Source organism: Streptomyces sp. V4I8 (genome assembly GCF_041261225.1).
In the GTDB taxonomy this organism is placed as follows: domain Bacteria; phylum Actinomycetota; class Actinomycetes; order Streptomycetales; family Streptomycetaceae; genus Streptomyces.
Genome location: NZ_JBGCCN010000001.1, coordinates 7322190 through 7342654, shown reverse-complemented (window position 1 = coordinate 7342654; position 20465 = coordinate 7322190). Strand labels below are relative to the sequence as shown.

The following is a 20465-nucleotide window of genomic DNA, read 5'->3' as shown; positions in this document are numbered from 1 at the left end:
CGAGTCGGCCTTGAAAACCGGGGACGGATTGTCGGTGGTGCCTGTCAGACTCGGGCACATGGCGAAGATCGATTCTTGGGATGTCCTGATCCAGGAGATCCGTGCGGGGACGAGAGTCAGGTACCTGCACTTCTGGGGGCACCGGCCACGACCGGACGGACGGGTGAGCGCGAGCTGTCTGAGCCAGTGGTGGGAGTCGCCGTTCACGGTGGCGGGCGTCTCGTACGCGACAGCCGAGCACTGGATGATGGCGGAGAAGGCACGGCTGTTCGGGGACGCGGAGGCGGAGCGGCGGGTGCTGGCCGCCGGGCATCCGGCGGAGGCGAAGAAGGCCGGGCGGCTGGTGCGGGGGTTCGACGAGGCGGTCTGGGAGCGGGAGCGGTTCCGGATCGTCGTCGAGGGGTCGGTCCACAAGTTCGCCGCGCATGCGGATCTGCGGGGGTTTCTGCTGGGCACCGGGGATCGGGTGCTGGTGGAGGCCAGTCCGGTGGATCGGGTCTGGGGGATCGGGCTGGCTGCGGGGGACGATGGGGCGGGGGATCCGGAGCGGTGGCGGGGGCCGAATCTGTTGGGGTTTGCGTTGATGGGGGCGCGGGAGCGGTTGCGGGGTTAGGCGTGCTTTTTCGCCCCCGGCGCCCCTGCCCGTCCCATCCCTGGGGGCTGCCGCCCCCAGACCCCCGCTTCGGCCCTGAAGGGGCCTCGTCCTCAAACGCCGGACGGGCTGAAATACCCAGCGGGGTCTGGGGCGGAGCCCCAGAAGGACGGGACGGGCAGGGGCGGCGGGGGCGAGGAAAGTCCGTGGTTCCTACGGCGCCACGATCAGCAGCGCCGCCATCCCCAGCCCCAGGCCCACACCCGCCACACCACAGATGATCCCGGCGAGAGCCTGGCCCGGGTTCGTCGCCTCACCCCGCCGCGCCTTGCCCCGCCCGATCGCCCCGAAGATCACGGCCAGCACACCCACGACGATGGCCACCGGCCACAGACAGAAGACAACGGCGGAGATGATCCCGAGCACCAGCCCGGCAGTGCCCATCCCGTTACTCGGCATGGCCTGCATCCCGGGCCACCCGTAGTAGCCCGCAGCCCCCGGCCCCGGCGGGTAGCCGTAGCCACCGGACCCGGGATAGCCGTACGGCACCGGCCCCGGCCCACCGGGCGCGATCGGCGGCGGCGGCACGGGCTCGCCATGGGCGGCGTAGGGCACGGACGCCGTGGGCCCCGGCGGGGCGAACGGGTTGACCGCCGGTGCCGAGGACGGCATGGACGTGACCGTCTGCTGATCATGCACGGACGGCGCGGGCCAGGCCGGCGGAACGTCCGAGACGACGGTGTGTCCAGGCCCCCCTGACGCCGGCCCCCCTGACGCCCCGCCCCCTGACCCGGAGGGAGCCACCGGAGGAGCCCACGGATCCGGAGAACCCCGCTCGCCCCTGGACGCCTTCCCGTCCCCCTTGTCCAACGAAGCACCCGACCCCCCGGCCGCCGCCTCCCCCGTCGCTTCCGCCCTCTGCGCGTCGTCGGACATACGCGGGCCCCCCTCTGTCGTACGTGCCGTCATGCTAAGGCCCGGGCATCACCGGCGCGGCCCCGGCATACGATGACCCCGAGTCACCGATCAGCCGATCACCCGCGTCCCGCCGACCGCACATCCGGCGGCGGACGACGCCGTTCCCGGGGAGGAACCTTGACCGACCGTCTCGTCGACGCCCGCGTCCCGCGCGACCTGCACGCCTTCATCGCCGGACTGCCCAAGGCCGAACTGCACGTCCACCACGTCGGCTCCGCCTCCCCCCGCATCGTCGCGGAACTCGCCGCCCGCCACCCCGACTCCAAGGTCCCCACGGACCCCGAGGCCCTGGTGGACTACTTCACGTTCACGGACTTCGCCCACTTCATCGACGTGTACCTGTCGGTCGTGGATCTGATCCGCACCCCGGAGGACGTCCGGCTGCTGACCTACGAGGTGGCCCGCGACCTGGCCCGCCAGCAGGTGCGCTACGCCGAGCTGACCATCACCCCGTTCTCCTCCACCCGCCGCGGCATCGAGGCCGGCGCCTTCATGGCGGCGATCGAGGACGCCCGCAAGGCGGCCGAGGCCGAGTTCGGGACCGTGCTGCGCTGGTGCTTCGACATCCCGGGCGAGGCCGGCCTGGAGGCCGCCGAGGAGACCACCCGGCTCGCCACCGACGACCGGCTGCGCCCGGAGGGCCTGGTCTCGTTCGGGCTCGGCGGACCCGAGATCGGCGTACCGAGGCCGCAGTTCGAGCCGTACTTCGACCGCGCGATCGCCGCCGGGCTGCACTCCGTGCCGCACGCCGGCGAGACCACCGGACCGGAGACGGTCTGGGACGCCCTGACCCACCTGCGCGCCGAGCGCATCGGGCACGGCACCAGCTCGGCACGGGACCCGAAGCTGCTCGCGCACCTCGCGGAGCACCGGATCCCGCTGGAGGTGTGCCCGACCTCCAACATCGCCACGCGCGCGGTCCGCACGATCGACGAGCACCCGATCAAGGAGTTCGCGAAGGCCGGCGTCGTCGTCACCATCAACTCCGACGACCCGCCCATGTTCGGCACCGACCTCAACAACGAGTACGCGGTCGCCGCCCGCCTCCTCGACCTCGACGAGCGTGGCCTGGCCGGCCTCGCCAAGAGCGCGGTGGACGCGTCCTTCCTCGACGAGCCCGGCAAGGCCCGCATCACGGCCGAGATCGACACGTACACCAGCGACTGGCTCGCCCCCTGAGCGCCGTGCCCCTCCCTGGGGCCCCCAGAATGTCCTCATGCAGAACGTGACCGCCGTCGCCCACCGCGGCGACCCCTACCGCGTCCGCGAGAACACGCTCGACTCCCTGCGCTCCGCGCTCCGACTGGGCGCGGACGCGGTGGAGATCGACGTACGCCTCACCAAGGACGGCGTGCCGGTGCTGCTGCACGACGAGACGCTGAAGCGGCTGTGGGAGCAGGACCGGCCGCTGCTCGCGCTGTCGGCGGCCGAGGTTCGGGGGCTCACGGCGGGCGGGGTGCCGACGCTGGAGGAGGCGCTGGCGGCGTGCGACGGGAGCCGGGTGATGCTCGACCTGCCGGGCACGCCCGATGTGCGGGCGGCTCGCCGGGTCGTGGACGTCGTCCGCGGGTGCGGGGCGCAGGACCGCGTGTACTACTGCGCGGGCGCCCCGGCCATGCTCGCCGTCCGCGCCGCCGACCCGGCCGCCGAGATCGCCCTGACCTGGACGACCCTGGCCCCGCCGCGCGCCGGCCTGCTCGACGCGGTACGCCCGCGCTGGCTCAACTACCGCTTCAGCCTGGTCGACCACGCCCTCGCCGGGCGCGTCCACCGCGCCGGCTACCTGCTGTCGGTCTGGACCCCGGACACCCGGCGCTCCCTCCGCCGCCTGCTCGACTGCGACGTCGACTCGATCACGACGAACCGCATCGACGTCCTCCTCGGCCTGCGCACCACCTAGACCCTGTCGTTTGGATCATCCCGGCGTCGCGGGGCATGGCACGCACTCCCCCACTGCCTCCTCCGCCTTGCAGCCGCACCCGCCATGCCCCGCTCGGGTCGGCCGAGAGGAACCGATCCTCACAGCCGAGCTGATCCAGACGACAGGGCCTGGGCACGCCCACCGGCGGACGCGAGCGGCGGTGCGATCGCCTGGGCGTCCGCCCCCTCCCCCACCCACAACCCGATCAGCAGCGCGGCGGTCGCCTCCAGCAGCCCGGCCCGGTCCAGTCCCCCGGCGTTCAGCGGCTCGCAGCCGAGGTCGCGTACAAGTCGTCGTACGACGGACAGGGCCGCCGCGTCGTCCCCGCACAACGGAACCGCCGGCGGGCCGCCGTCGAACACGGGCGGCGTCGTCCGCCACACGTCGACGTGGCAGAGGTTGAAGGCCTTGACCACGTGCGCGGCGGGGGCGGTGGCGGCGATGCGCTCGGCCGCCGCGGGACCGCCTGCCGTGAGCAGGCCGAAGCCCGGGCCGACCGGATTGGTGCAGTCGATCAACACCCGTCCGCGCAGCACCGGTTCGAGCGCGCCGACCACCTCGACCACCGCCCCGTAGGGAACCGCGAGCAGGACGGCGTCCGTCCCGGACTCGGCCGCCTCCCGAAGCCCGCCCGAGCGGCTCCCGGCGACCACCTCGTGCCCCGCCCGCCGCCACTGCGTCCCCAACGCGTCCGCCATACCGCCCGTACCGAGAATTCCGATTCGCATGTGCCTGACTGCAGGAAGCCGCTCGGGCACCATTCGGTACGTGACCACCGACCACGCGTTCCTCGCCGACTGCCGCGCCCGCCTCGCCTTCGATCTGCTCGCCAACACCTGGAACGCCGTGGCACTTTGGGCGCTGCGGCACGGGCCGGTGCGGCACGGCGAACTCCGCGACCGCATCGGCGGGATCAGCCAGAAGGTCCTCACCGAGACCCTGCGCCGACTCGAGTTCAACGAGCTCGTCGCGCGGCGGGCGTACGGCGGTGCTCCGCCGCGCGTCGAGTACGAACTCACCGCGCTGGGGCGGTCGCTGCTCGGCCCGATCGAGTCCTTCGGCGCCTGGGCCTTCGAGCACGGCGACGAGGTCATGGCGGCAGGACCGCTACGACGGTGACACGCGGGAGCGCTGAGCCACCGTCGCCGGGTCGGCCGGCGTCGCGCGGGTGACGTACTGCGGGACCGGCGCGGTGTCCTTGCCGTTGTCGCGGACCAGGCCGTAGCGGATGGCGCCCTGTGGAGGGCCGTACCGGACGTCGTCGTTCACCTTGTCCCAGCTGGACGGCATGACGGTCAGGCCGTAGGAGGCGCCGCGCTCGTTCTGGTGGAGGGTGACGGTGCCGTCGAGGTAGAAGTACTCGTTCTGCCACATCTGCTGGGTGCCGTCGGGCAGGACCGTGTAGCCGATGTCCGGGCCGCCCATGCCGGTGACGTAGCCCCGGTCGGAGCCGTCCCCGATGACGTCGTCCATGCGGCGGCCGCCTCCGGAGGCGACGTGGAAGATCTCGCCCTTGAGGCCGGTCCAGGTGGGCATGGCCAGCGCGCCGGGCCGGTCGTGCGGGGCGATCTGCCAGCGCACCAGGACATAGCCCTGCCCGCTGAGCGTGACGCTCTCGCCGCGGTGCTGCATGACGGCCTTCGCGCCCCAGGTGCTGGTGATGCCGGACTCGGGGCGGCGGGGCAGGGCGGCGGGCTCGGCGTTCGGGTCGGGGGCCTGGTCGGCGGCGTCGACGATCGTGCCGTACAGGTCGACCTTCCGGGTCCGGGACGGCGACGGTGAGGGTGAGGACATGGCCGACGGTGTGGCGGACGGCGTGGGCGACGGCGGGCGGGCCGTGCTCGCGGCCGTGGGGGCTGCCGCGCGCGACGGCGGGGCGTCGGGGGCCTGGGTGACGACGTACGCGCCGCCCGCGACGATCGTCGCGCCGGCCGTCACCGCCACGGCCGGCTGGGTGAGCGCGGCCATCACCTTCGCCGACCAGCCGACGGAGGTCGCCGCCGTCGCCGCGGCCGCCGTCTTGCCACCGAGGGCCAGGGAGAGGGTGAAGCCGACGGGGATCGGGACGAGCGCGATGCCTACGAGGAGCCGTTCCGCCGGTACGACCGCCTCGCGGGTGTCGCCGCAGTAGCCGCAGCCCCTGATGTGCCGGGCCAGCCGCTTGCGCCAGACCGAGTCGGGGCGGCCGTTCCAGCGGGCGGTCAGGTCGCGCAGGCCGGGGCAGGCGCTGTCCAGCGCCCGTACGATGCCGCGCGCGGTCTCCAGCCGTTCCTTCACCCGCTGGACGCGCACCGCGGCGTGCTGCCGGCTGATGCCGGCCGCGGCGGCCAGTTCGCGCCGGGTCAGCTCGCCCGCGACCTCCAGCCACCACAGCGACAGCAACTGCCGGTCCTCGTCGTCCAGCCAGCGCACCGCCTCCGCGACCTCGCGCCGCTGCCCCTCCAACTGGAGCCGCAGCACGGTGAGCTCGGCGAAGTCGGTGGCCTCGCGCGCGGCCGACTCCTCGAGCCGGTCGGGCTGCCTGCGGCGCGCCCGGTCCCGTATCTGCCGCATGGCGATGGCGACCAGCCAGGAGCGGAAGCTGTCCGGGTCCCGCAGCGAGCCGAGGTTGTCGACGGCCCGCAGCATGGTCTCCTGGACGACGTCGTCGACGTCGGCGTGGCCGTTCAGGGCCCGCCCGACCACGTTGTAGACCAGCGGCAGCCACCCCTCGACCAGCTCGTCCAGCGCCTGCCGGTCACCGGCCTGCGCCGCCGCGATGGTGGAGCGCCACTGCCTGCGGGCTCCCTCGTCCACGTGCGTCCTCTCCCAGGTCATGTGCTGCCCGTACGCACCTTCCAGCCTGACCAGCGCCGCTGGCTATATCAGAGATCACATTCCGCTTCCGGAGTGGAGCCGCGGTGAAGGGAACGGGGATAACACTTTTTCGGCAGTCGGCGCCGCGGCCCCGCCCCCGGTCCCGGTCCCGTAAGGGCGATCCCTTACAACACCCGTGTTCCGCAAGGCACTTGCTCCGGGCGCCCCCAGGGTCGAGCCCCTCCTCGCCGACGATTCGGCCCGGCCCGCCTCGCCCTGACGATGATCACAGACATCCCGTCGACTTCAGGAGCAGCAGATGCCCGTACGGCCGCTTCCCGCCCTCCTCACCTCCGCGCTCGCCCTTGCCCTGACCGCACTGCCACTGGCCGGGACGGCGTCCGCGCGGCCCGCGTCGTCCTCGTCGTCGTGCTCCGCGCGGGCGATCGAGGCCGCCACCCAGGACGGCCCGGACGTGAAGGCCCTGTGCGCCGCGCTCGCCGGACTGCCCGACAGGGACGCGACGGCCGCGCTGATCCGCGTGGGCGGCAAGGGGAGCTGGCACGGGGTGGCCGGAGTGCGGGACATGCGAACCGGGGCGCCCGCGCTGGAGAACGCCCGCTTCCGCGCCGGTTCGACGACGAAGATCGTGACCTCGGCGATCGTGCTGCAGCTCGCCGCCGAGGGGCGGATCTCCCTCGACGGGACCGTGCAGCAGTACCTGCCCGGCCTGCTCACGAAGGACTTCGCGCCGATCACCGTGCGCCAGCTGCTGAACTTCACCAGCGGTCTCCAGCCGGGCGCCTCCCTCGGCGAGGACGTCGACGACGGCTACGAGCACCGCTTCGAGACGCTGACCCCGGAGGAGGTGGTGGCCGCGTCGGTCGCCAAGGGCCCCGACCCCGACCACGCGCCCGGCGAGCACCAGCGGTACGGCAACATCCACTACACCGTGCTGGGCATGCTGATCGAGAAGGTCACCGGCGACTCGTACGCCCACCAGGCGGCCGTACGGATCTTCCGCCCGCTCGGCATGCGGCACACCTCCTTCCCGGCCGGCCCGGACCCCCGCATCCACGGTCCGCACAACCGCGGCTACGACTGGATCGACGGCAAGCTCGTCGACGTGACCGAGTGGAACATGTCCGACCGGTTCGCGGCCGGCGACATGATCTCGACGACGGCGGACCTGGAACGACTGCTGTTCGCGCTGTTCCGCGGCCGGGTCGTGCCCGAGCCGCAGCTGAAGGAGATCTTCACGGTCCCGGACATCGACGGGGCCACCATGAGTGCCGGATTGCAGCGTTTCGAGCTGAACGGCAAGGTCATCTGGGCCAAGACGGGCGCCCGCCCCGGCTATCACACCGTCGTCGCGGCCACCCGGGACCTGTCCCGCACGGTGGTCTACTCGGTCAACTCGACCGACGCGAAGGGCGACGGCCTGGCCATCGCCCAGCGCTTCGCCTTCCCGGCGTTCAACCGCTGACGACGGCGGCCCCGGCGGGCGCTGCCGGCACGCTCGCCGTCAGCGCCTCCAGCCGCTTGATCTTCTTCCGTACGGCGTACAGCGGGATGACCCCGAAGACGCCGAAGGACATGTCGATCACCGACCACCAGAAGGGGATGCCGCGCATCGGCCCGCAGACGAGGGCGAGCGGGACGATGCCGGCGCAGGCGATCATCCCGAACTCGACGACCCAGATGTTGCGGACCGGGTCGCGGTAGGGACCGTAGAAGGCGACGGCGATGACGAGATGCGCGAAGGCCAGCCAGTCCGTGCCATAGAGGAGGAAGGGGTGGTCGGCGTCGGCGGCGTCGAGACCACGCCGCACCCGCTCGATCCAGTCCATGAGGCCGGGCAGGTGCTCCGGCACCGACAGGGCGCGCAACAGGTCCTCGGTCCAGCGCAGTTCATGGACGAGGGGGAAGGCCGTGGCGCCGCTGAGCACCAGGCAGACGACGAAGAAGACCAGCCAGACGCGGATGCCCTTGAGCAGGGCGGCTCTGTCGCTCATGGGGTCAGCGTACGCCTGCGATTGAACACGTTCAAAAAGAGCCCTGCCCTTTCCGCCCGCCCCCGGCCTCCGTTGTTCAGCCAGGGCCGGACCAGTCCTACGATGTGCGCGGCGAACGGAGGAATCATGGCCCTGGACTTGAGCGGGCGGGCCTATCGCGCACAGCGGTGGGCGGCGCGGACGGCGTTGGCCGCCGCGGGGCTCGCGGTGCTGGTGCCGCTCGCGTACGGCGGCGTCGGCGGGGTTCTGCTGCTGGTGGCCGGGGCGGCGGGCCTGGGCCTCAGCGCGATCGCGGTGTGGTGGACGCTGACCCTGCGCGGCCCGCTGCGCTGGGCGGCGGCCGTGGTGGCCCTGGCGCTGCCGGCCGCCCTCATCGCCCTGTTCGCGGCCACCCTGTTCTGGTCGCTGCTGGCGTCCGTGGCGCTGTGGGCTGTGGCCGTCTGGAGCGGTCGGTACGCGCTGCGGGGCACGGGCAGCTCCCGGGTGCGGGTGATGCGGGAGCGCAAGGCGCCGCCGCCGCAGCGGCCGTACCTGATCATGAACCCGCGCTCGGGCGGCGGGAAGGTGGTCCGCTTCGCACTCCAGGAGAAGGCCGAGCGCCTCGGCGCCCGCGTCATCCTGCTCGACCCCGACGAGCAGCAGGACGTCACCGCCCTGGCCCGCAAGGCCGTGGACGAGGGCGCGGACCTGCTGGGCGTCGCGGGCGGTGACGGCACCCAGGCGCTGGTCGCGGCCGTCGCCGTCGCGTACGACATCCCGTTCCTGGTGATCAGCGCCGGCACCCGCAACCACTTCGCCATGGACCTGGGCCTCGACCGCGAGGACCCCTCCACCTGCCTCGACGCGCTCACCGACGGCGTGGAACTCCGCGTCGACCTCGGCTACGCGGGCGGCCGGCCCTTCGTCAACAACGCGTCCTTCGGGGCGTACGCGGCCATCGTGCAGAGCCCCGGCTACCGCGACGACAAGATCGGCACCAGCCTGGAGCTGCTGCCCGGCCTGATCACCCGCCAGCAGGGCCCGCGGCTCACCGCCCGCGCGGCGGGCAGAACCCTCGACGCTCCGCATGCCGTGCTGGTCAGCAACAACCCCTACCGCACGGACGACCCCTTCGGCCTCGGCCGCCGCGACCGCCTCGACGCCGCGGTCCTCGGCGTCCTCGGTATCAGGGTGGACAACGCGGCCGAGGTCGCAGGGCTGCTCCTCGATCCCGCGCCGGGCGGCCTCACCATCCTGACCGCGCCCGAGGTGGTCATCGAAGCCGACCGCGAGGAGATCGAGGCCGGCATCGACGGCGAGGCCCTCGTCCTCCCGGCCCCGGTCCACTGCCGTATCGCCCCCGGCGCCCTACGCGTCCGAGTCCCCCGCAAACGCCCCGGCGTCCCGCAGCCCGTTCCCCGCCTGGACTGGCGCCGACTGCGCAAACTGGCGGCGACGGTGGGGCGGACGGCGGCGGTGCATCATCGGCACTGGGGATGAGGGCTCCTTACAACCCCGCGATGGCGTTCCATCGCTTGGCGAACCCCACCCGCTCCTCGGACGTGATGTCCCGCGCGATGGCCAGCCGTTCACGCATCGCCGAGTCCGGGAAGATCAGCGGGTCCTCGGCCAGCGCGGCCGTCTCCTCGTCCTTGGCGGAGGCGAGCACGTCCCGGGCGGCCGGGACGGGGCAGACGTAGTTGACCCAGGCGGCCAGTTCGGCGGCGACCTCGGGCTCGTAGTAGTAGTCGACCAGCCGCTCGGCGTTGGTCTTGTGGCGGGCCAGGTTGGGGATCATCAGTGACTCCGACCACAGCTCGGCGCCCTCCTCGGGGACGACGAAGCGGATGTCGGGGTCGTCGGCCTGGAGCTGGATGACGTCACCGGAGTAGGCCTGGCAGGCCAGTACGTCGCCGCTCGACAGGTCCTTGATGTAGTCGTTGCCGGTGAAGCGGCGGATCTGTCCCTTGCCGACCTGCTCCTCGACCTGGTCGCAGATCCGGTGGAAGTCGTCCGCCGTCCACCGGGTGATGTCGACGCCGTTGCCCTGCATGAGCAGCGCGAAGGCCTCGTCGAGACCGGAGAGGAGCGTCACCCGGCCCTTAAGGTCGCCGGCCCACAGTTCGGAGACGCCGCGTATGTCGCGGCCCAGCCGACGGCGGTTGTACGCGATGCCCGTGATGCCGGACTGCCATGGCACGGTGAACTTCCGCCCGGGGTCGAAGGCCGGTGAACGCAGCAGCGGGTCCAGGTACTCGGTCACGTTCGGCTGGCGCGCCCGGTCCATCTCCTGCACCCAGCCCAGCCGTACGAACCGGGCGCACATCCAGTCACTGATGACGATGAGGTCGCGGCCGGTGCGCTGGTGGTTCATCAGGGCGGGGCTGATCTTGCCGAAGAACTCGTCGTTGTCGTTGATCTCCTCGACGTACTCGACGGAGATCCCGGTGCGCTTCTCGAACGCCTCCAGCGACGGCCGCCGCGTCTCGTCCGCGTCGTCCGTGTCGATGTACAGCGGCCAGTTCGCCCAGGTGAGCCGCTTGTCGGTGGCGGAGAGATCGGCGGCGGCCCGGTCGGCGGGCGGAACGTACGCGGCGGGCACACCACAACCGGCGAGCCCGCCCGACAGCGCACCCGCACCGAGGGTGCGCAGCAGGGTCCGGCGGGACAGCGGGGAGTTGCTCGGAGGGAGAGCCATTGCCGCAGCATGCCGCCACGACCGACGGCCGGGCAATCGACGTCCCGTCGAGCGGAACGGCGCCTGCCCGACACCTTGTCGATCACGCCCTGAAGGGGCGCGGGGCTGTATCGATATGCGGCTCCGCCGCGTGTGCGCGACCAGCCCCCACGCCCCCGCAGCCGAAATCCGACCGCCGGCCTACGGTCTACGGTCTACGCGTCCAGCGACGTCATCACATGCTTGATCCGCGTGTAGTCATCGAACCCGTAAGCCGAAAGGTCCTTGCCGTACCCCGACTTCTTGAACCCGCCATGCGGCATCTCCGCGACCAGCGGAATGTGCGTGTTGATCCACACGCACCCGAAGTCCAGCTTCTTCGACATCCGCATCGCCCGCCCGTGGTCCTTCGTCCACACGGACGAAGCCAGCGCGTACTCCACGCCGTTGGCCCACTCGACGGCCTGGTCCTCGTCCGAGAAGGACTGGACGGTGATGACCGGCCCGAAGACCTCCTTCTGGACGATCTCGTCGTCCTGCTTCAGCCCGGAGACCACGGTCGGCGCGTAGAAGTACCCCTTCTCACCGACCTGGTGGCCGCCGGCCTCGACCTTGGCGTGGGCGGGCAGCCGGTCGATGAACCCGGAGACCTGCTTGAGCTGGTTGGGGTTGTTGAGCGGGCCGAAGAGCACGTCCTCGTCGTCCGGCTGACCGGTCTTCGTGTCGGCGGCGGCCTTCGCGAGCGCCTGCACGAACTCGTCGTGGATGGCCTCCTGTACGAGCACGCGCGTGGCGGCCGTACAGTCCTGCCCGGCGTTGAAGAAGCCGGCGACGGAGATGTCCTCCACGGCCTTGGCGATGTCGGTGTCGTCGAAGACCACGACCGGCGCCTTGCCGCCCAGCTCCAGGTGGACCCGCTTGAGGTCCTTGGAGGCCGACTCGGCGACCGACATGCCGGCGCGCACGGAGCCGGTGATGGACGCCATCGCCGGGGTCGGGTGCTCGACCATGAGGCGGCCGGTGTCGCGGTCGCCGGTGATGACGTTGAAGACGCCCTTGGGCAGGATCGCGCCGATGATCTCGGCGATCAGGACCGTCGACGCCGGAGTCGTGTCGGACGGCTTCAGGACGACCGTGTTGCCCGCCGCGATCGCAGGCGCGAACTTCCACACGGCCATCATCATCGGGTAGTTCCAGGGCGCGACCTGCGCGCACACACCGACCGGCTCACGGCGGACGATCGAGGTCAGGCCCTCCATGTACTCACCGGCCGAGCGGCCCTCGAGCATCCGCGCCGCACCCGCGAAGAAGCGGATCTGGTCCACCATCGGCGGGATCTCCTCGGACCGCGTGAGTCCGATCGGCTTGCCGGTGTTCTCCACCTCGGCCGCGATGAGCTCCTCGGCCCGCTCCTCGAACGCGTCCGCGATCTTCAGCAGGGCCTTCTGCCGCTCGGCGGGGGTCGTGTCACGCCAGCCGGGGAAGGCCCTCGCGGCGGCCTCCATCGCGGCGTCGACGTCCGCCTGCCCGGACAGCGGCGCGGTCGCGTACGCCTCGCCCGTCGCGGGGTTGACCACGTCGGTGGTCCGTCCGTCGGCGGCGTCCCGGAACTCACCGTCGATGTAGTTGCGCAGACGACGCAGCTCGGTGCTCACTGCCGGCCTCCTGTCAGGTCTCACTGCTACTGGCTGTCAGTCCTGGTTGTCCAGTTACTGAGACACCCACCCTAGTCGGCCGAGCCACGTTTTCAACACCCCCGATCGCGCCAAGGCTGCGAAATCCGCAAGTCTCAGTCTCGTAAACAACGAATTTCATCGCTTCGGCCTTGCGGAACTGTCGAGACGTCGTGCACAGTGACGTCGTGGCCAGTCGAAGCGCAGAGCACAGGGACTCCCGCGAGTCCAGGAACGGCGGCGGTCCCCAGCTGGACTCCGTCTCCCTCGCCATCATCGAACAACTTCAGGAGGACGGCCGCCGGCCGTACGCCGCCATCGGCAAGGCCGTGGGCCTGTCCGAGGCGGCCGTGCGCCAGCGCGTCCAGAAGCTGCTCGACCAGGGCGTGATGCAGATCGTCGCCGTCACGGACCCGCTCACCGTGGGCTTCCGCCGGCAGGCGATGGTCGGTGTCAACGTCGAGGGCGATGTGGAGTCGGTCGCCGACGCGCTGACCGCCATGTCCGAATGCGAGTACGTGGTGATGACCGCCGGGTCCTTCGACCTGATGGTGGAGATCGTCTGCGAGGACGACGACCACCTCCTGGACGTCATCAACCGCCGCATCCGGGCCCTCCCCGGCGTGCGCTCGACCGAGAGCTTCGTCTACCTCAAGCTCAAGAAGCAGACCTACATGTGGGGAACCCGATAACCGTGAGGACCCGATAACCGTGAGCAGCAACAGCCCTCAGGACCTCAGCAGGACCGCGTACGACCACTTGTGGATGCACTTCACGCGTATGTCCTCGTACGAGAAGTCCCCCGTCCCGACCATCGTCCGGGGCGAGGGCACCTACATCTACGACGACAAGGGCAAGCGCTACCTCGACGGCCTCGCCGGCCTGTTCGTGGTGCAGGCCGGGCACGGCCGGGTCGAGCTGGCCGAGACCGCGTTCAAGCAGGCGCAGGAGCTGGCGTTCTTCCCGGTGTGGTCCTACGCCCACCCGAAGGCCGTGGAGCTGGCGGAGCGGCTGGCCCACGAGGCGCCGGGCGACCTCAACAAGGTGTTCTTCACCACCGGCGGCGGTGAGGCGGTCGAGACCGCCTGGAAGCTCGCCAAGCAGTACTTCAAGCTGGTCGGCAAGCCCACCAAGTACAAGGTGATCTCCCGTGCGGTGGCGTATCACGGCACCCCGCAGGGCGCCCTGTCGATCACCGGCCTGCCGGGCCTGAAGGCCCCCTTCGAGCCGCTGGTCCCCGGCGCGCACAAGGTCCCGAACACCAACATCTACCGCGCCCCGCTCTTCGGCGACGACCCGGAGGCCTTCGGCCGCTGGGCCGCCGACCAGATCGAGCAGCAGATCCTCTTCGAGGGCCCGGACACGGTCGCCGCGGTCTTCCTGGAGCCGGTGCAGAACGCGGGCGGCTGCTTCCCGCCCCCGCCCGGCTACTTCCAGCGGGTGCGCGAGATCTGCGACCAGTACGACGTCCTGCTGGTGTCCGACGAGGTCATCTGCGCCTTCGGCCGCCTGGGCACGACGTTCGCCTGCGACAAGTTCGGCTACGTCCCGGACATGATCACCTGCGCCAAGGGCATGACGTCCGGCTACTCCCCCATCGGCGCCTGCATCATCTCCGACCGCCTGGCCGAGCCGTTCTACAAGGGCGACAACACCTTCCTGCACGGCTACACCTTCGGCGGCCACCCCGTGTCGGCCGCGGTGGGCCTGGCCAACCTCGACCTCTTCGAGCGCGAGGGCCTCAACCAGCACGTCCTCGACAACGAGGGAGCCTTCCGCGCCACCCTGGAGAAGCTCCACGACCTGCCGATCGTCGGCGACGTCCGCGGCAACGGCTTCTTCTACGGCATCGAGCTCGTCAAGGACAAGGCGACGAAGGAGTCCTTCAACGACGAGGAGACCGAGCGGGTCCTCTACGGCTTCCTCTCCAAGGCGCTGTACGACAACGGCCTGTACTGCCGTGCCGATGACAGGGGTGACCCGGTCGTCCAGCTCGCGCCGCCGCTGATCTCCAACCAGGAGACGTTCGACGAGATCGAGCAGATCCTGCGGGCGACCCTGTCGGAGGCGTGGACCAAGCTCTAGCCTCCGGCAGTTCGACAGAACTCCGGCCTTCGACGGTACGACGGCGGGGGTGCACCCGTAGGAGTGAGAAGGGTGCACCCCCGCCGCGTGCTGTCCGGCGTTCCGGTCCCGGATCCTTAGCGTGCCTGGTAACCGATCGGCCCTGTCTTCGTTCCCCCGCACGGGGGAACGGCACGGGAACTACGGATCTGACGAGGTGTACGCCCATGGAGGCTCCGCCGGACAACGACGTGCTCTGGGCACGCGCGCTGCACTTCACGCACCGCGACGGCTCCCCCGCGCTCGGCGGGGTCTCGCTCGGTGTGCGCGAGGGCGAGATCCTCGCCGTCACCGGCCCGCGCGGCAGCGGCAAGACGGCTCTCCTGAGGTGTCTGTCCGGCCTGCTCCCGGCGCGGGGCGGCGAAGTCTGGTTCAACAGCCTCCCGGTGCACACCATGGGCGCGCCGGCCCGCGAACGCCTCCGCCGCGACCGGTTCACCTGGATCGACCCGATCCCGACGCTCGTCCCCGAACTGAATGTCTGGGAGAACGCCGCCCTCCCCCTGATGCTGCGCGGCACCAGCCGCCGCCGCGCCAAGACGGCCGCGCTGGAGTGGCTGAACCGCCTGGACGTCGGCGAGTCGGCCCGCAAGCGCCCGCACCAGCTGGTCCAGGCCGAACGGCAGCGCGTCTGCATCGCCCGGGCGCTGGCCCCCTCACCCACGGTCCTGTTCGCCGACGAACCGACGGCCCCCCTGCACCGCGCCGACCGCGCACACGTCCTGCGCGCCCTGACGACAGCGGCCCGCTCGCACGGCATCACGGTCGTCCTGGCCACGTACGACGTGGAGAACGCGGCCTTCGCCGACCGCACGATCGCGCTCCTGGACGGGCGGCGCGTCAACACGGTGCACCTGCCTCCGGTCACCGCGACGGAAGGCCGGGCCGCGTGCTCGCTCTCCGTCTGACCCGAAGCGCCCGGCCCGCCGTACAGCTGCGCCGCCTGCTCGTGACGGCGGCCTCGGCGGGCACGGGCTTCCTGCTGCTCTGCGCCCTGGGCTACGCCATGTCCCACGCCGACGCCGGCGCGTCGGTCCTGCGCCTGGCCTGGTGCGTCCCCCCGCTGGCCGCGACGATCCACCTCGCGGTGGCGGTGGCCCGCACCGATCCCGGGACCAGGCCCGGCCCCGGTCTGGCGGCGATCGGCCTGGGCCCGGCCCGCCTGATGCTGGTCTCGGCCACCACCACGGCCCTGTCCTGCACCCTCGGCTCGATGCTCGCGCTGCTGGTCTTCCTCCACCTGCGAGGCGATCTGACGGGCATGCCCTTCGACGGCGCGGCCGCGCAGTTCCTGGCAGCGGACAGCCCCCTCCCCCTGCCGGCCGCCCTGACCCTGCTCACCCTGGTACCGGCGATCGCGTCGACGACGGTGGCCTTCGCGCTCCGGCCCAAGGAGCTCGGCCCCACCGGGGCACGGGGCGCCCAGGGGAGGTCGTACCGCCGCTTCGGGGCGCACGGCAGGTCGGTGGCACGGGAGACGTTCGGGGCGTACGGGCGGTTCGGGGCACGCCGGCGAGGCGCTCCGGAGAAAGGCGGCACCCCGCCGGAGCAGGCGAGTGAGCAGACGGGCGAACCGGCGAGTGAGCACGCGAGCGAGCAGGCGGACGAACCGGCCACCGCCCCGGCCGCCCCCGAGGTGACCGCGGAAGCGCTGGACCACATGGCCCACCTCCCAGCCCCCCGCAAACCCCCCGCCGGCCTCCCCTGGGGCATCGCCATCGTCGCCGCGGGCCTGGCCGTGGAGGCCTACGCCGCCCGCGCGGCAAGCGGCGCTCTCACCCTCCCCTCCGCCCTGCCCAGCGGCCCCGCCGGAGTACTGGCCGGCTGGCTTCTGACCGCGCTCGGGCTGGCCCTGGCCGCCCCCGGCCTCACCCACCTCTGCGGCCGTCTCCTCCAGGCCGCGCGCCCGGGCGCCGTCCGGCTCCTGGCCGGCCGTGTCCTCATGGCGGAAGCTACCCGCATCGGCCGCCCCCTCGGCGTCGTCTGCGCCGTGGCCTCCACGGCGTACGCCATCGCCCCCCTCTCCGCCTCGGCGGCCACCGCCACCGTCGGCCCGCTCAGCACCCTCGGCGCCACCGTGGTCACCGGCTGCACCGTGGCCACCCTCCTCACGGCCGCCGTGGAGGCCAAGCAGGCCCGCGCCGACACCACGGCCGCGCTGCTCCGGCTCGGCGCCCCCGCCACGCTGCTCCGCAGCGCGGCGGTCCTGCGCGCCGGTGCCCTGCTCGCCTTCTTCTGCCCGCTCATCCTGATCGTGGCCGAGCTGGCCGCGCTGCCCCTGGCAGCACGCTGAAGCCGGAAAACTCGTACGAAAAAAATCTCCGCCCGGCGATGAGTTCCGCTCGGACCCCCGGTCTACCCCATCGAACAGCAGCCACCCCGATGGGAGAGACCACGATGACCGCCCCCGCGTACCAGCAGATGATCTTCCTGAACCTGCCCGTGAACGACCTCGACGCCTCGAAGAAGTTCTTCACGGAGCTCGGTTACTCGCTCAACCCGCAGTTCAGCGACGAGAACGCGGCCTCCGTCGTGATCAGCGACACCATCGTCGCGATGCTGCTCACCAAGTCGTTCTACTCGACCTTCACCAAGAAGGAGATCGCGGACGCCTCGAAGACGAGCGAGGTGCTGATCTGTCTGAGCGCCGAGAGCCGCGAGAAGGTCGACGAGCTGGTCGAGAAGGCCGTCGCGGCCGGCGGCACGGCCTCGGACCAGGTCCAGGACCCCGGCTTCATGTACGGCCGCGCCTTCGACGACCTCGACGGCCACACCTGGGAGGTCGTCTGGATGGACCCGTCGGCCATCGAGGGCTGACGCCGGCCACCCCGTCCACGGTACCCAGGGGCCCCTAGCATGGGCGGGTGCAGACGATGCCCGCCCATGCGGCCCACCACAACGACCGTGAGATAGAGACGCTGGAGGAGTTCGACGCGACCGTCTCGGCGCGCGGCTCCCTCGCCGGATTCCGCGTCCAGGCCGTCGATCTGACGGACCGTACGCGCGAACTGCTCGGCACCGACACGGCGGGCGCCCTCTTCCTCGGCTGCCCGATGCGCGAGGAGGCGGCGGCCAAGATCCGCACGGACGGCGCCCTCGTCTTCCCGCCGGTCCCGGGTCTGCCCTTCGACCCGTACCGCGGCCTGGTCTACTCCCCCGACGAACTCTTCGCCTCCCTGGCGGCGGACGGCTACGAGAGCACGCCCGACGCCCAGGCGTACGCCTGGTTCCAGCGCACCAAGGCGGACGGCGACATCTACGCCTCCATGCTCCGCGCGGTCCACGACGACTCGATATCGGACGCGCTCGACGAACTCCTTTCCGGCGCACGGGTGGTGGGCGTCATGGGCGGCCACGCGATGCGGCGCGGCACGGAGGCGTACGAGGGTGCCGCGCGGCTCGGCCGGGAGCTGGCCCGCGCCGGTCTCACGGTCGCCACCGGCGGCGGGCCGGGCGCGATGGAAGCGGCCAACCTCGGCGCGTACGCCGCCCCGTACGACGAGGAGATGCTCACCGAAGCGCTGCGGCTCCTGGCGAAGGCCCCCCTGTTCACGCCCTCGATCACCGAGTGGGCCACGGCGGCCTTCGAGGTGCGTGCCCGCTGGCCGAAGGGCGGCCGCTCCGTCGGCATCCCGACCTGGTTCTACGGCCATGAGCCGCCGAACCCCTTCGCCTCCCACCTCGCCAAGTACTTCGCCAACGCCACCCGCGAGGACGGCCTCCTGGCCCGCTCGAACGCGGGTGTCGTCTTCCTGCCGGGTGCCGCCGGCACCGTTCAGGAGATCTTCGACAACGCGACGCCGAACTACTACGAGTCGCGCGGCGAGCCGACGCCGATGGTGCTCGTGAACCGGGCCCACTGGACGGAGAAGTTGCCGACCTGGCCGCTGCTGCAGGCCCTCGCCCGGGAGCGGTCGATGGAGTCCCGGATCGCCCTCGTCGACCGGATCGAGGAGGCTCCGGAGGCGCTGAAACGTCTCAGCGATTAATAAGAGGGCAAAGCCAACGGCTGTGGGCTGCATATGCGTTGACACTGCTTATGCCACGCTTATAAACCTGTGAGACTCCTGGGGACGGTGATGTCACGTCACCGCCTCGTTCAACCCCCCTCAGTGATGCAACTCGTAAGGACAAAAGTGTCCATAAACCGCCGTACTGTCGCGCGTTCCGTGCGCGCTCTTGGTGTTGCCTCCGCCTCGGCCGCGCTCGCGCTCGGCCTCGCGGGCAACGCGCTCGCGTGCAACATCAGTGAATTCTCCGCCGAAGCCAAGTGCGACGGCGACAAGGGTGTCATCACGGTCACCGACGTGGACCCCAGCGGCGTCCCGGCGACCGTCAGCGTCTTCCTGCAGAACAACGGCGCCGACCTGAAGAAGGTCGGCGAGCAGGTGGTCAAGGGCTCGCGCGAGGGTGTCACCATCACCTTCGCCGAGGACTGGAAGCCGGACGCCGAGTACCGCGTCCACATCAAGGCCGCCGGCTATGTCGACGAGGACATCAAGCCGAACCTGACGACGCCGTCCACGGCCTGCAAGAAGACCGAGGAGGAGCCGCCGGCTCCGTCGGACACCCCGACCCCGTCGGACGCCGCCTCGGCCCCGGCCGAGGAGACCGACTCCCCGACCCCGACGCCCTCGGAGAGCGAGAGCACCACCCCCGCGGACACGGCGAGCAGCGCCCCGTCCCCGGCGGCCGGTGACTCCAACCTCGCCGAGACCGGCGCGAACTCCAACACCGGCCTGATCGCCGGCATCGCGGTCGCCCTGGTCGCGGTCGGTGGCGGCGCGGTCTTCTTCGGCCTGCGCCGTCGCGGGGCGAGCAGCGACCGCTGACACGCCCGTTGAGCAATGCCCTTGTGGCCCGTCCCCCTCACCGGGGGCGGGCCTTCGGCATACCGGGCGACCTCACCCGAAGGTCGCCCGCTCCAGCCAGAACTCCAGCAGCTCCCGCTCGCCGAGCACCTCCACCTCGGGGCTGTCCAGCGGCAGCCGACGGTAGAAGGCGAGCAGTACGGCGGTGAGGGGGCCGCGGAGTGCGACGGTCGCCTTCTCGTGGCCGCGCCGCCAGTTGATGACGTCCTCGGCGAGGTCGACAACCCACTCCGCGTGGACGCCGGGGGTGTTGTCCGTCGCGTGCAGATGGATGCTGCTCCCCGGCCGCCGCAGCTCCCGCGCCGGGTCGTCCGGCAGCGTCCGCTGCGCCCACTCCACGATCTCCAGCCACTCGTCGATCGCGTCGGCGGCGATGTCCGGGGCAACGTCGTAGGGCTGTCCCGCGGCGAGCGTCGCGTCCGCGCGGTGGACGGTGACCTCGTGGGTCATACGGCGGGCCCAGAACCCGGCGTTGAGGACCCCGGCCCACCCCCACACCTCGGCGTCCGGCCCGGCCTCCCGCAGTGCTCCGACGATCATCTCGCCGGTCTCCGCCAGCCAGGCGTCCAGAGCGGCGGGGTCGCCCTTCTCGTCCGGGCCTCCGGCGAGAGGGACCTTCTCCTCGGGGATCTCCTCCTGCGCCCGTGTCCGCACCATCAGTTCCACCCAGCGCAGGGCGCCGCCCGTATGCCGCACGAGCTGTTCCAGCGACCAGTCCGGGCAGGTCGGCACGGTGGCCGACAGGTCGGCACCGGAGGTCACCACTGCTCTCAACAGGCCGACCTGGTGGGCGATTTCGTCGCAGTAGCGATCATGCGGGAGTGACGTCATGTCCCGCA

General features: G+C 71.5%; 20 protein-coding genes. 13 read left to right on the top strand and 7 right to left on the bottom strand.

Going from position 1 to position 20465, the window contains the following annotated elements:
* The first annotated feature begins 58 nt into the window (after positions 1-58).
* Positions 59-613 carry an NADAR family protein gene (locus ABIE67_RS33520; protein ID WP_370265119.1) on the top strand — a complete coding sequence of 185 codons (555 nt, stop codon included), beginning with the start codon at positions 59-61 and terminating at the stop codon, positions 611-613.
* A 192-nt stretch (positions 614-805) separates the two neighbouring features.
* Here ABIE67_RS33520 and ABIE67_RS33515 read toward each other — a convergent pair whose 3' ends face one another.
* Entirely contained in the window at positions 806-1264 is a 459-nt protein-coding gene (locus ABIE67_RS33515) for a DUF4190 domain-containing protein (RefSeq protein ID WP_370265118.1), read from the bottom strand.
* A 423-nt stretch (positions 1265-1687) separates the two neighbouring features.
* On the opposite strand from ABIE67_RS33515, the gene ABIE67_RS33510 reads away from it, so the two are divergent.
* Positions 1688-2749: an adenosine deaminase gene (locus ABIE67_RS33510; protein WP_370265117.1), complete on the top strand. Its 1062-nt coding sequence runs from the start codon at positions 1688-1690 to the stop codon at positions 2747-2749.
* Between the two features lie 37 nt (positions 2750-2786).
* A complete protein-coding gene (locus tag ABIE67_RS33505; RefSeq protein ID WP_370265116.1) occupies positions 2787-3470 on the top strand; it encodes a glycerophosphodiester phosphodiesterase in 684 nt (227 codons plus the stop codon).
* A 119-nt stretch (positions 3471-3589) separates the two neighbouring features.
* On the opposite strand, the gene ABIE67_RS33500 is transcribed toward ABIE67_RS33505, so the two are convergent.
* On the bottom strand, positions 3590-4219 hold the full coding sequence (locus ABIE67_RS33500) for an NADPH-dependent F420 reductase (protein ID WP_370265115.1): 630 nt from the start codon (positions 4217-4219) through the stop codon (positions 3590-3592).
* A 40-nt stretch (positions 4220-4259) separates the two neighbouring features.
* On the opposite strand from ABIE67_RS33500, the gene ABIE67_RS33495 reads away from it, so the two are divergent.
* A complete protein-coding gene (locus ABIE67_RS33495; RefSeq protein ID WP_370265114.1) occupies positions 4260-4610 on the top strand; it encodes a winged helix-turn-helix transcriptional regulator in 351 nt (116 codons plus the stop codon).
* Here the strand turns inward: ABIE67_RS33495 and ABIE67_RS33490 are convergent.
* Positions 4599-6308, bottom strand: a complete 1710-nt coding sequence (locus ABIE67_RS33490) for a sigma-70 family RNA polymerase sigma factor (protein ID WP_370265113.1) — start codon at positions 6306-6308, stop codon at positions 4599-4601. The two genes, ABIE67_RS33495 and ABIE67_RS33490, sit on opposite strands and share 12 nt — an antisense overlap.
* 298 nt (positions 6309-6606) lie before the next feature.
* On the opposite strand from ABIE67_RS33490, the gene ABIE67_RS33485 reads away from it, so the two are divergent.
* A complete protein-coding gene (locus ABIE67_RS33485) occupies positions 6607-7773 on the top strand; it encodes a serine hydrolase domain-containing protein (RefSeq protein WP_370265112.1) in 1167 nt (388 codons plus the stop codon).
* Here ABIE67_RS33485 and ABIE67_RS33480 read toward each other — a convergent pair.
* On the bottom strand, positions 7763-8302 hold the full coding sequence (locus ABIE67_RS33480) for a hypothetical protein (RefSeq protein ID WP_370265111.1): 540 nt from the start codon (positions 8300-8302) through the stop codon (positions 7763-7765). The genes ABIE67_RS33485 and ABIE67_RS33480 overlap by 11 nt on opposite strands.
* A gap of 126 nt (positions 8303-8428) precedes the next feature.
* Between ABIE67_RS33480 and ABIE67_RS33475 the strand changes: the two genes are divergently transcribed.
* A complete protein-coding gene (locus ABIE67_RS33475; RefSeq protein WP_370265110.1) occupies positions 8429-9781 on the top strand; it encodes a diacylglycerol kinase family protein in 1353 nt (450 codons plus the stop codon).
* Between the two features lie 7 nt (positions 9782-9788).
* Here ABIE67_RS33475 and ABIE67_RS33470 read toward each other — a convergent pair whose 3' ends face one another.
* Positions 9789-10979, bottom strand: coding sequence for a PotD/PotF family extracellular solute-binding protein (locus ABIE67_RS33470; RefSeq protein ID WP_370265109.1), 1191 nt, complete (start codon positions 10977-10979; stop codon positions 9789-9791).
* A gap of 194 nt (positions 10980-11173) precedes the next feature.
* The gene (locus ABIE67_RS33465) at positions 11174-12613 is read right to left on the bottom strand and encodes a gamma-aminobutyraldehyde dehydrogenase (protein WP_370265108.1); all 1440 of its coding nucleotides are present in this window, start codon (positions 12611-12613) and stop codon (positions 11174-11176) included.
* A 191-nt stretch (positions 12614-12804) separates the two neighbouring features.
* Between ABIE67_RS33465 and ABIE67_RS33460 the strand changes: the two genes are divergently transcribed.
* The 7 genes from ABIE67_RS33460 (at position 12805) to ABIE67_RS33430 (ending at position 19587) form a co-directional block, all read left to right on the top strand.
* A complete protein-coding gene (locus ABIE67_RS33460; protein WP_370265107.1) occupies positions 12805-13323 on the top strand; it encodes an Lrp/AsnC family transcriptional regulator in 519 nt (172 codons plus the stop codon).
* Between the two features lie 19 nt (positions 13324-13342).
* Positions 13343-14716: an aspartate aminotransferase family protein gene (locus ABIE67_RS33455; protein ID WP_370265106.1), complete on the top strand. Its 1374-nt coding sequence runs from the start codon at positions 13343-13345 to the stop codon at positions 14714-14716.
* Between the two features lie 206 nt (positions 14717-14922).
* Positions 14923-15663: an ABC transporter ATP-binding protein gene (locus ABIE67_RS33450; RefSeq protein WP_370265105.1), complete on the top strand. Its 741-nt coding sequence runs from the start codon at positions 14923-14925 to the stop codon at positions 15661-15663.
* Positions 15645-17048 carry a hypothetical protein gene (locus tag ABIE67_RS33445; RefSeq protein WP_370265104.1) on the top strand — a complete coding sequence of 468 codons (1404 nt, stop codon included), beginning with the start codon at positions 15645-15647 and terminating at the stop codon, positions 17046-17048. The genes ABIE67_RS33450 and ABIE67_RS33445 overlap by 19 nt, the downstream gene beginning before the upstream one ends.
* 104 nt (positions 17049-17152) lie before the next feature.
* The gene (locus tag ABIE67_RS33440) at positions 17153-17572 is read left to right on the top strand and encodes a VOC family protein (protein WP_370265103.1); all 420 of its coding nucleotides are present in this window, start codon (positions 17153-17155) and stop codon (positions 17570-17572) included.
* Positions 17573-17619: 47 nt separating this feature from the next.
* Entirely contained in the window at positions 17620-18744 is a 1125-nt protein-coding gene (locus tag ABIE67_RS33435; protein WP_370265102.1) for an LOG family protein, read from the top strand.
* Positions 18745-18870: 126 nt separating this feature from the next.
* Entirely contained in the window at positions 18871-19587 is a 717-nt protein-coding gene (locus tag ABIE67_RS33430) for an LAETG motif-containing sortase-dependent surface protein (RefSeq protein ID WP_370265101.1), read from the top strand.
* Positions 19588-19659: 72 nt separating this feature from the next.
* Here the strand turns inward: ABIE67_RS33430 and ABIE67_RS33425 are convergent, their stop codons facing one another.
* Complete coding sequence (locus ABIE67_RS33425) at positions 19660-20457, bottom strand: maleylpyruvate isomerase family mycothiol-dependent enzyme (protein WP_370265100.1); 798 nt, start codon at positions 20455-20457, stop codon at positions 19660-19662.
* Between the last annotated feature and the right edge of the window lie 8 nt (positions 20458-20465).

Excerpts from the sequence above, each read along its gene's own strand:
- ABIE67_RS33450 (WP_370265105.1), top strand. The coding sequence starts at position 14,923 with ATGGAGGCTCCGCCGGACAACGACGTGCTCTGGGCACGCGCGCTGCAC.
- ABIE67_RS33425 (WP_370265100.1), bottom strand. The coding sequence starts at position 20,457 with ATGACGTCACTCCCGCATGATCGCTACTGCGACGAAATCGCCCACCAG.
- ABIE67_RS33485 (WP_370265112.1), top strand. The coding sequence starts at position 6,607 with ATGCCCGTACGGCCGCTTCCCGCCCTCCTCACCTCCGCGCTCGCCCTT.
- ABIE67_RS33490 (WP_370265113.1), bottom strand. The coding sequence starts at position 6,308 with ATGACCTGGGAGAGGACGCACGTGGACGAGGGAGCCCGCAGGCAGTGG.
- ABIE67_RS33520 (WP_370265119.1), top strand. The coding sequence starts at position 59 with ATGGCGAAGATCGATTCTTGGGATGTCCTGATCCAGGAGATCCGTGCG.
- ABIE67_RS33505 (WP_370265116.1), top strand. The coding sequence starts at position 2,787 with ATGCAGAACGTGACCGCCGTCGCCCACCGCGGCGACCCCTACCGCGTC.
- ABIE67_RS33475 (WP_370265110.1), top strand. The coding sequence starts at position 8,429 with ATGGCCCTGGACTTGAGCGGGCGGGCCTATCGCGCACAGCGGTGGGCG.
- ABIE67_RS33430 (WP_370265101.1), top strand. The coding sequence starts at position 18,871 with ATGCAACTCGTAAGGACAAAAGTGTCCATAAACCGCCGTACTGTCGCG.
- ABIE67_RS33500 (WP_370265115.1), bottom strand. The coding sequence starts at position 4,219 with ATGCGAATCGGAATTCTCGGTACGGGCGGTATGGCGGACGCGTTGGGG.
- ABIE67_RS33515 (WP_370265118.1), bottom strand. The coding sequence starts at position 1,264 with ATGCCGTCCTCGGCACCGGCGGTCAACCCGTTCGCCCCGCCGGGGCCC.
- ABIE67_RS33470 (WP_370265109.1), bottom strand. The coding sequence starts at position 10,979 with ATGGCTCTCCCTCCGAGCAACTCCCCGCTGTCCCGCCGGACCCTGCTG.
- ABIE67_RS33440 (WP_370265103.1), top strand. The coding sequence starts at position 17,153 with ATGACCGCCCCCGCGTACCAGCAGATGATCTTCCTGAACCTGCCCGTG.
- ABIE67_RS33480 (WP_370265111.1), bottom strand. The coding sequence starts at position 8,302 with ATGAGCGACAGAGCCGCCCTGCTCAAGGGCATCCGCGTCTGGCTGGTC.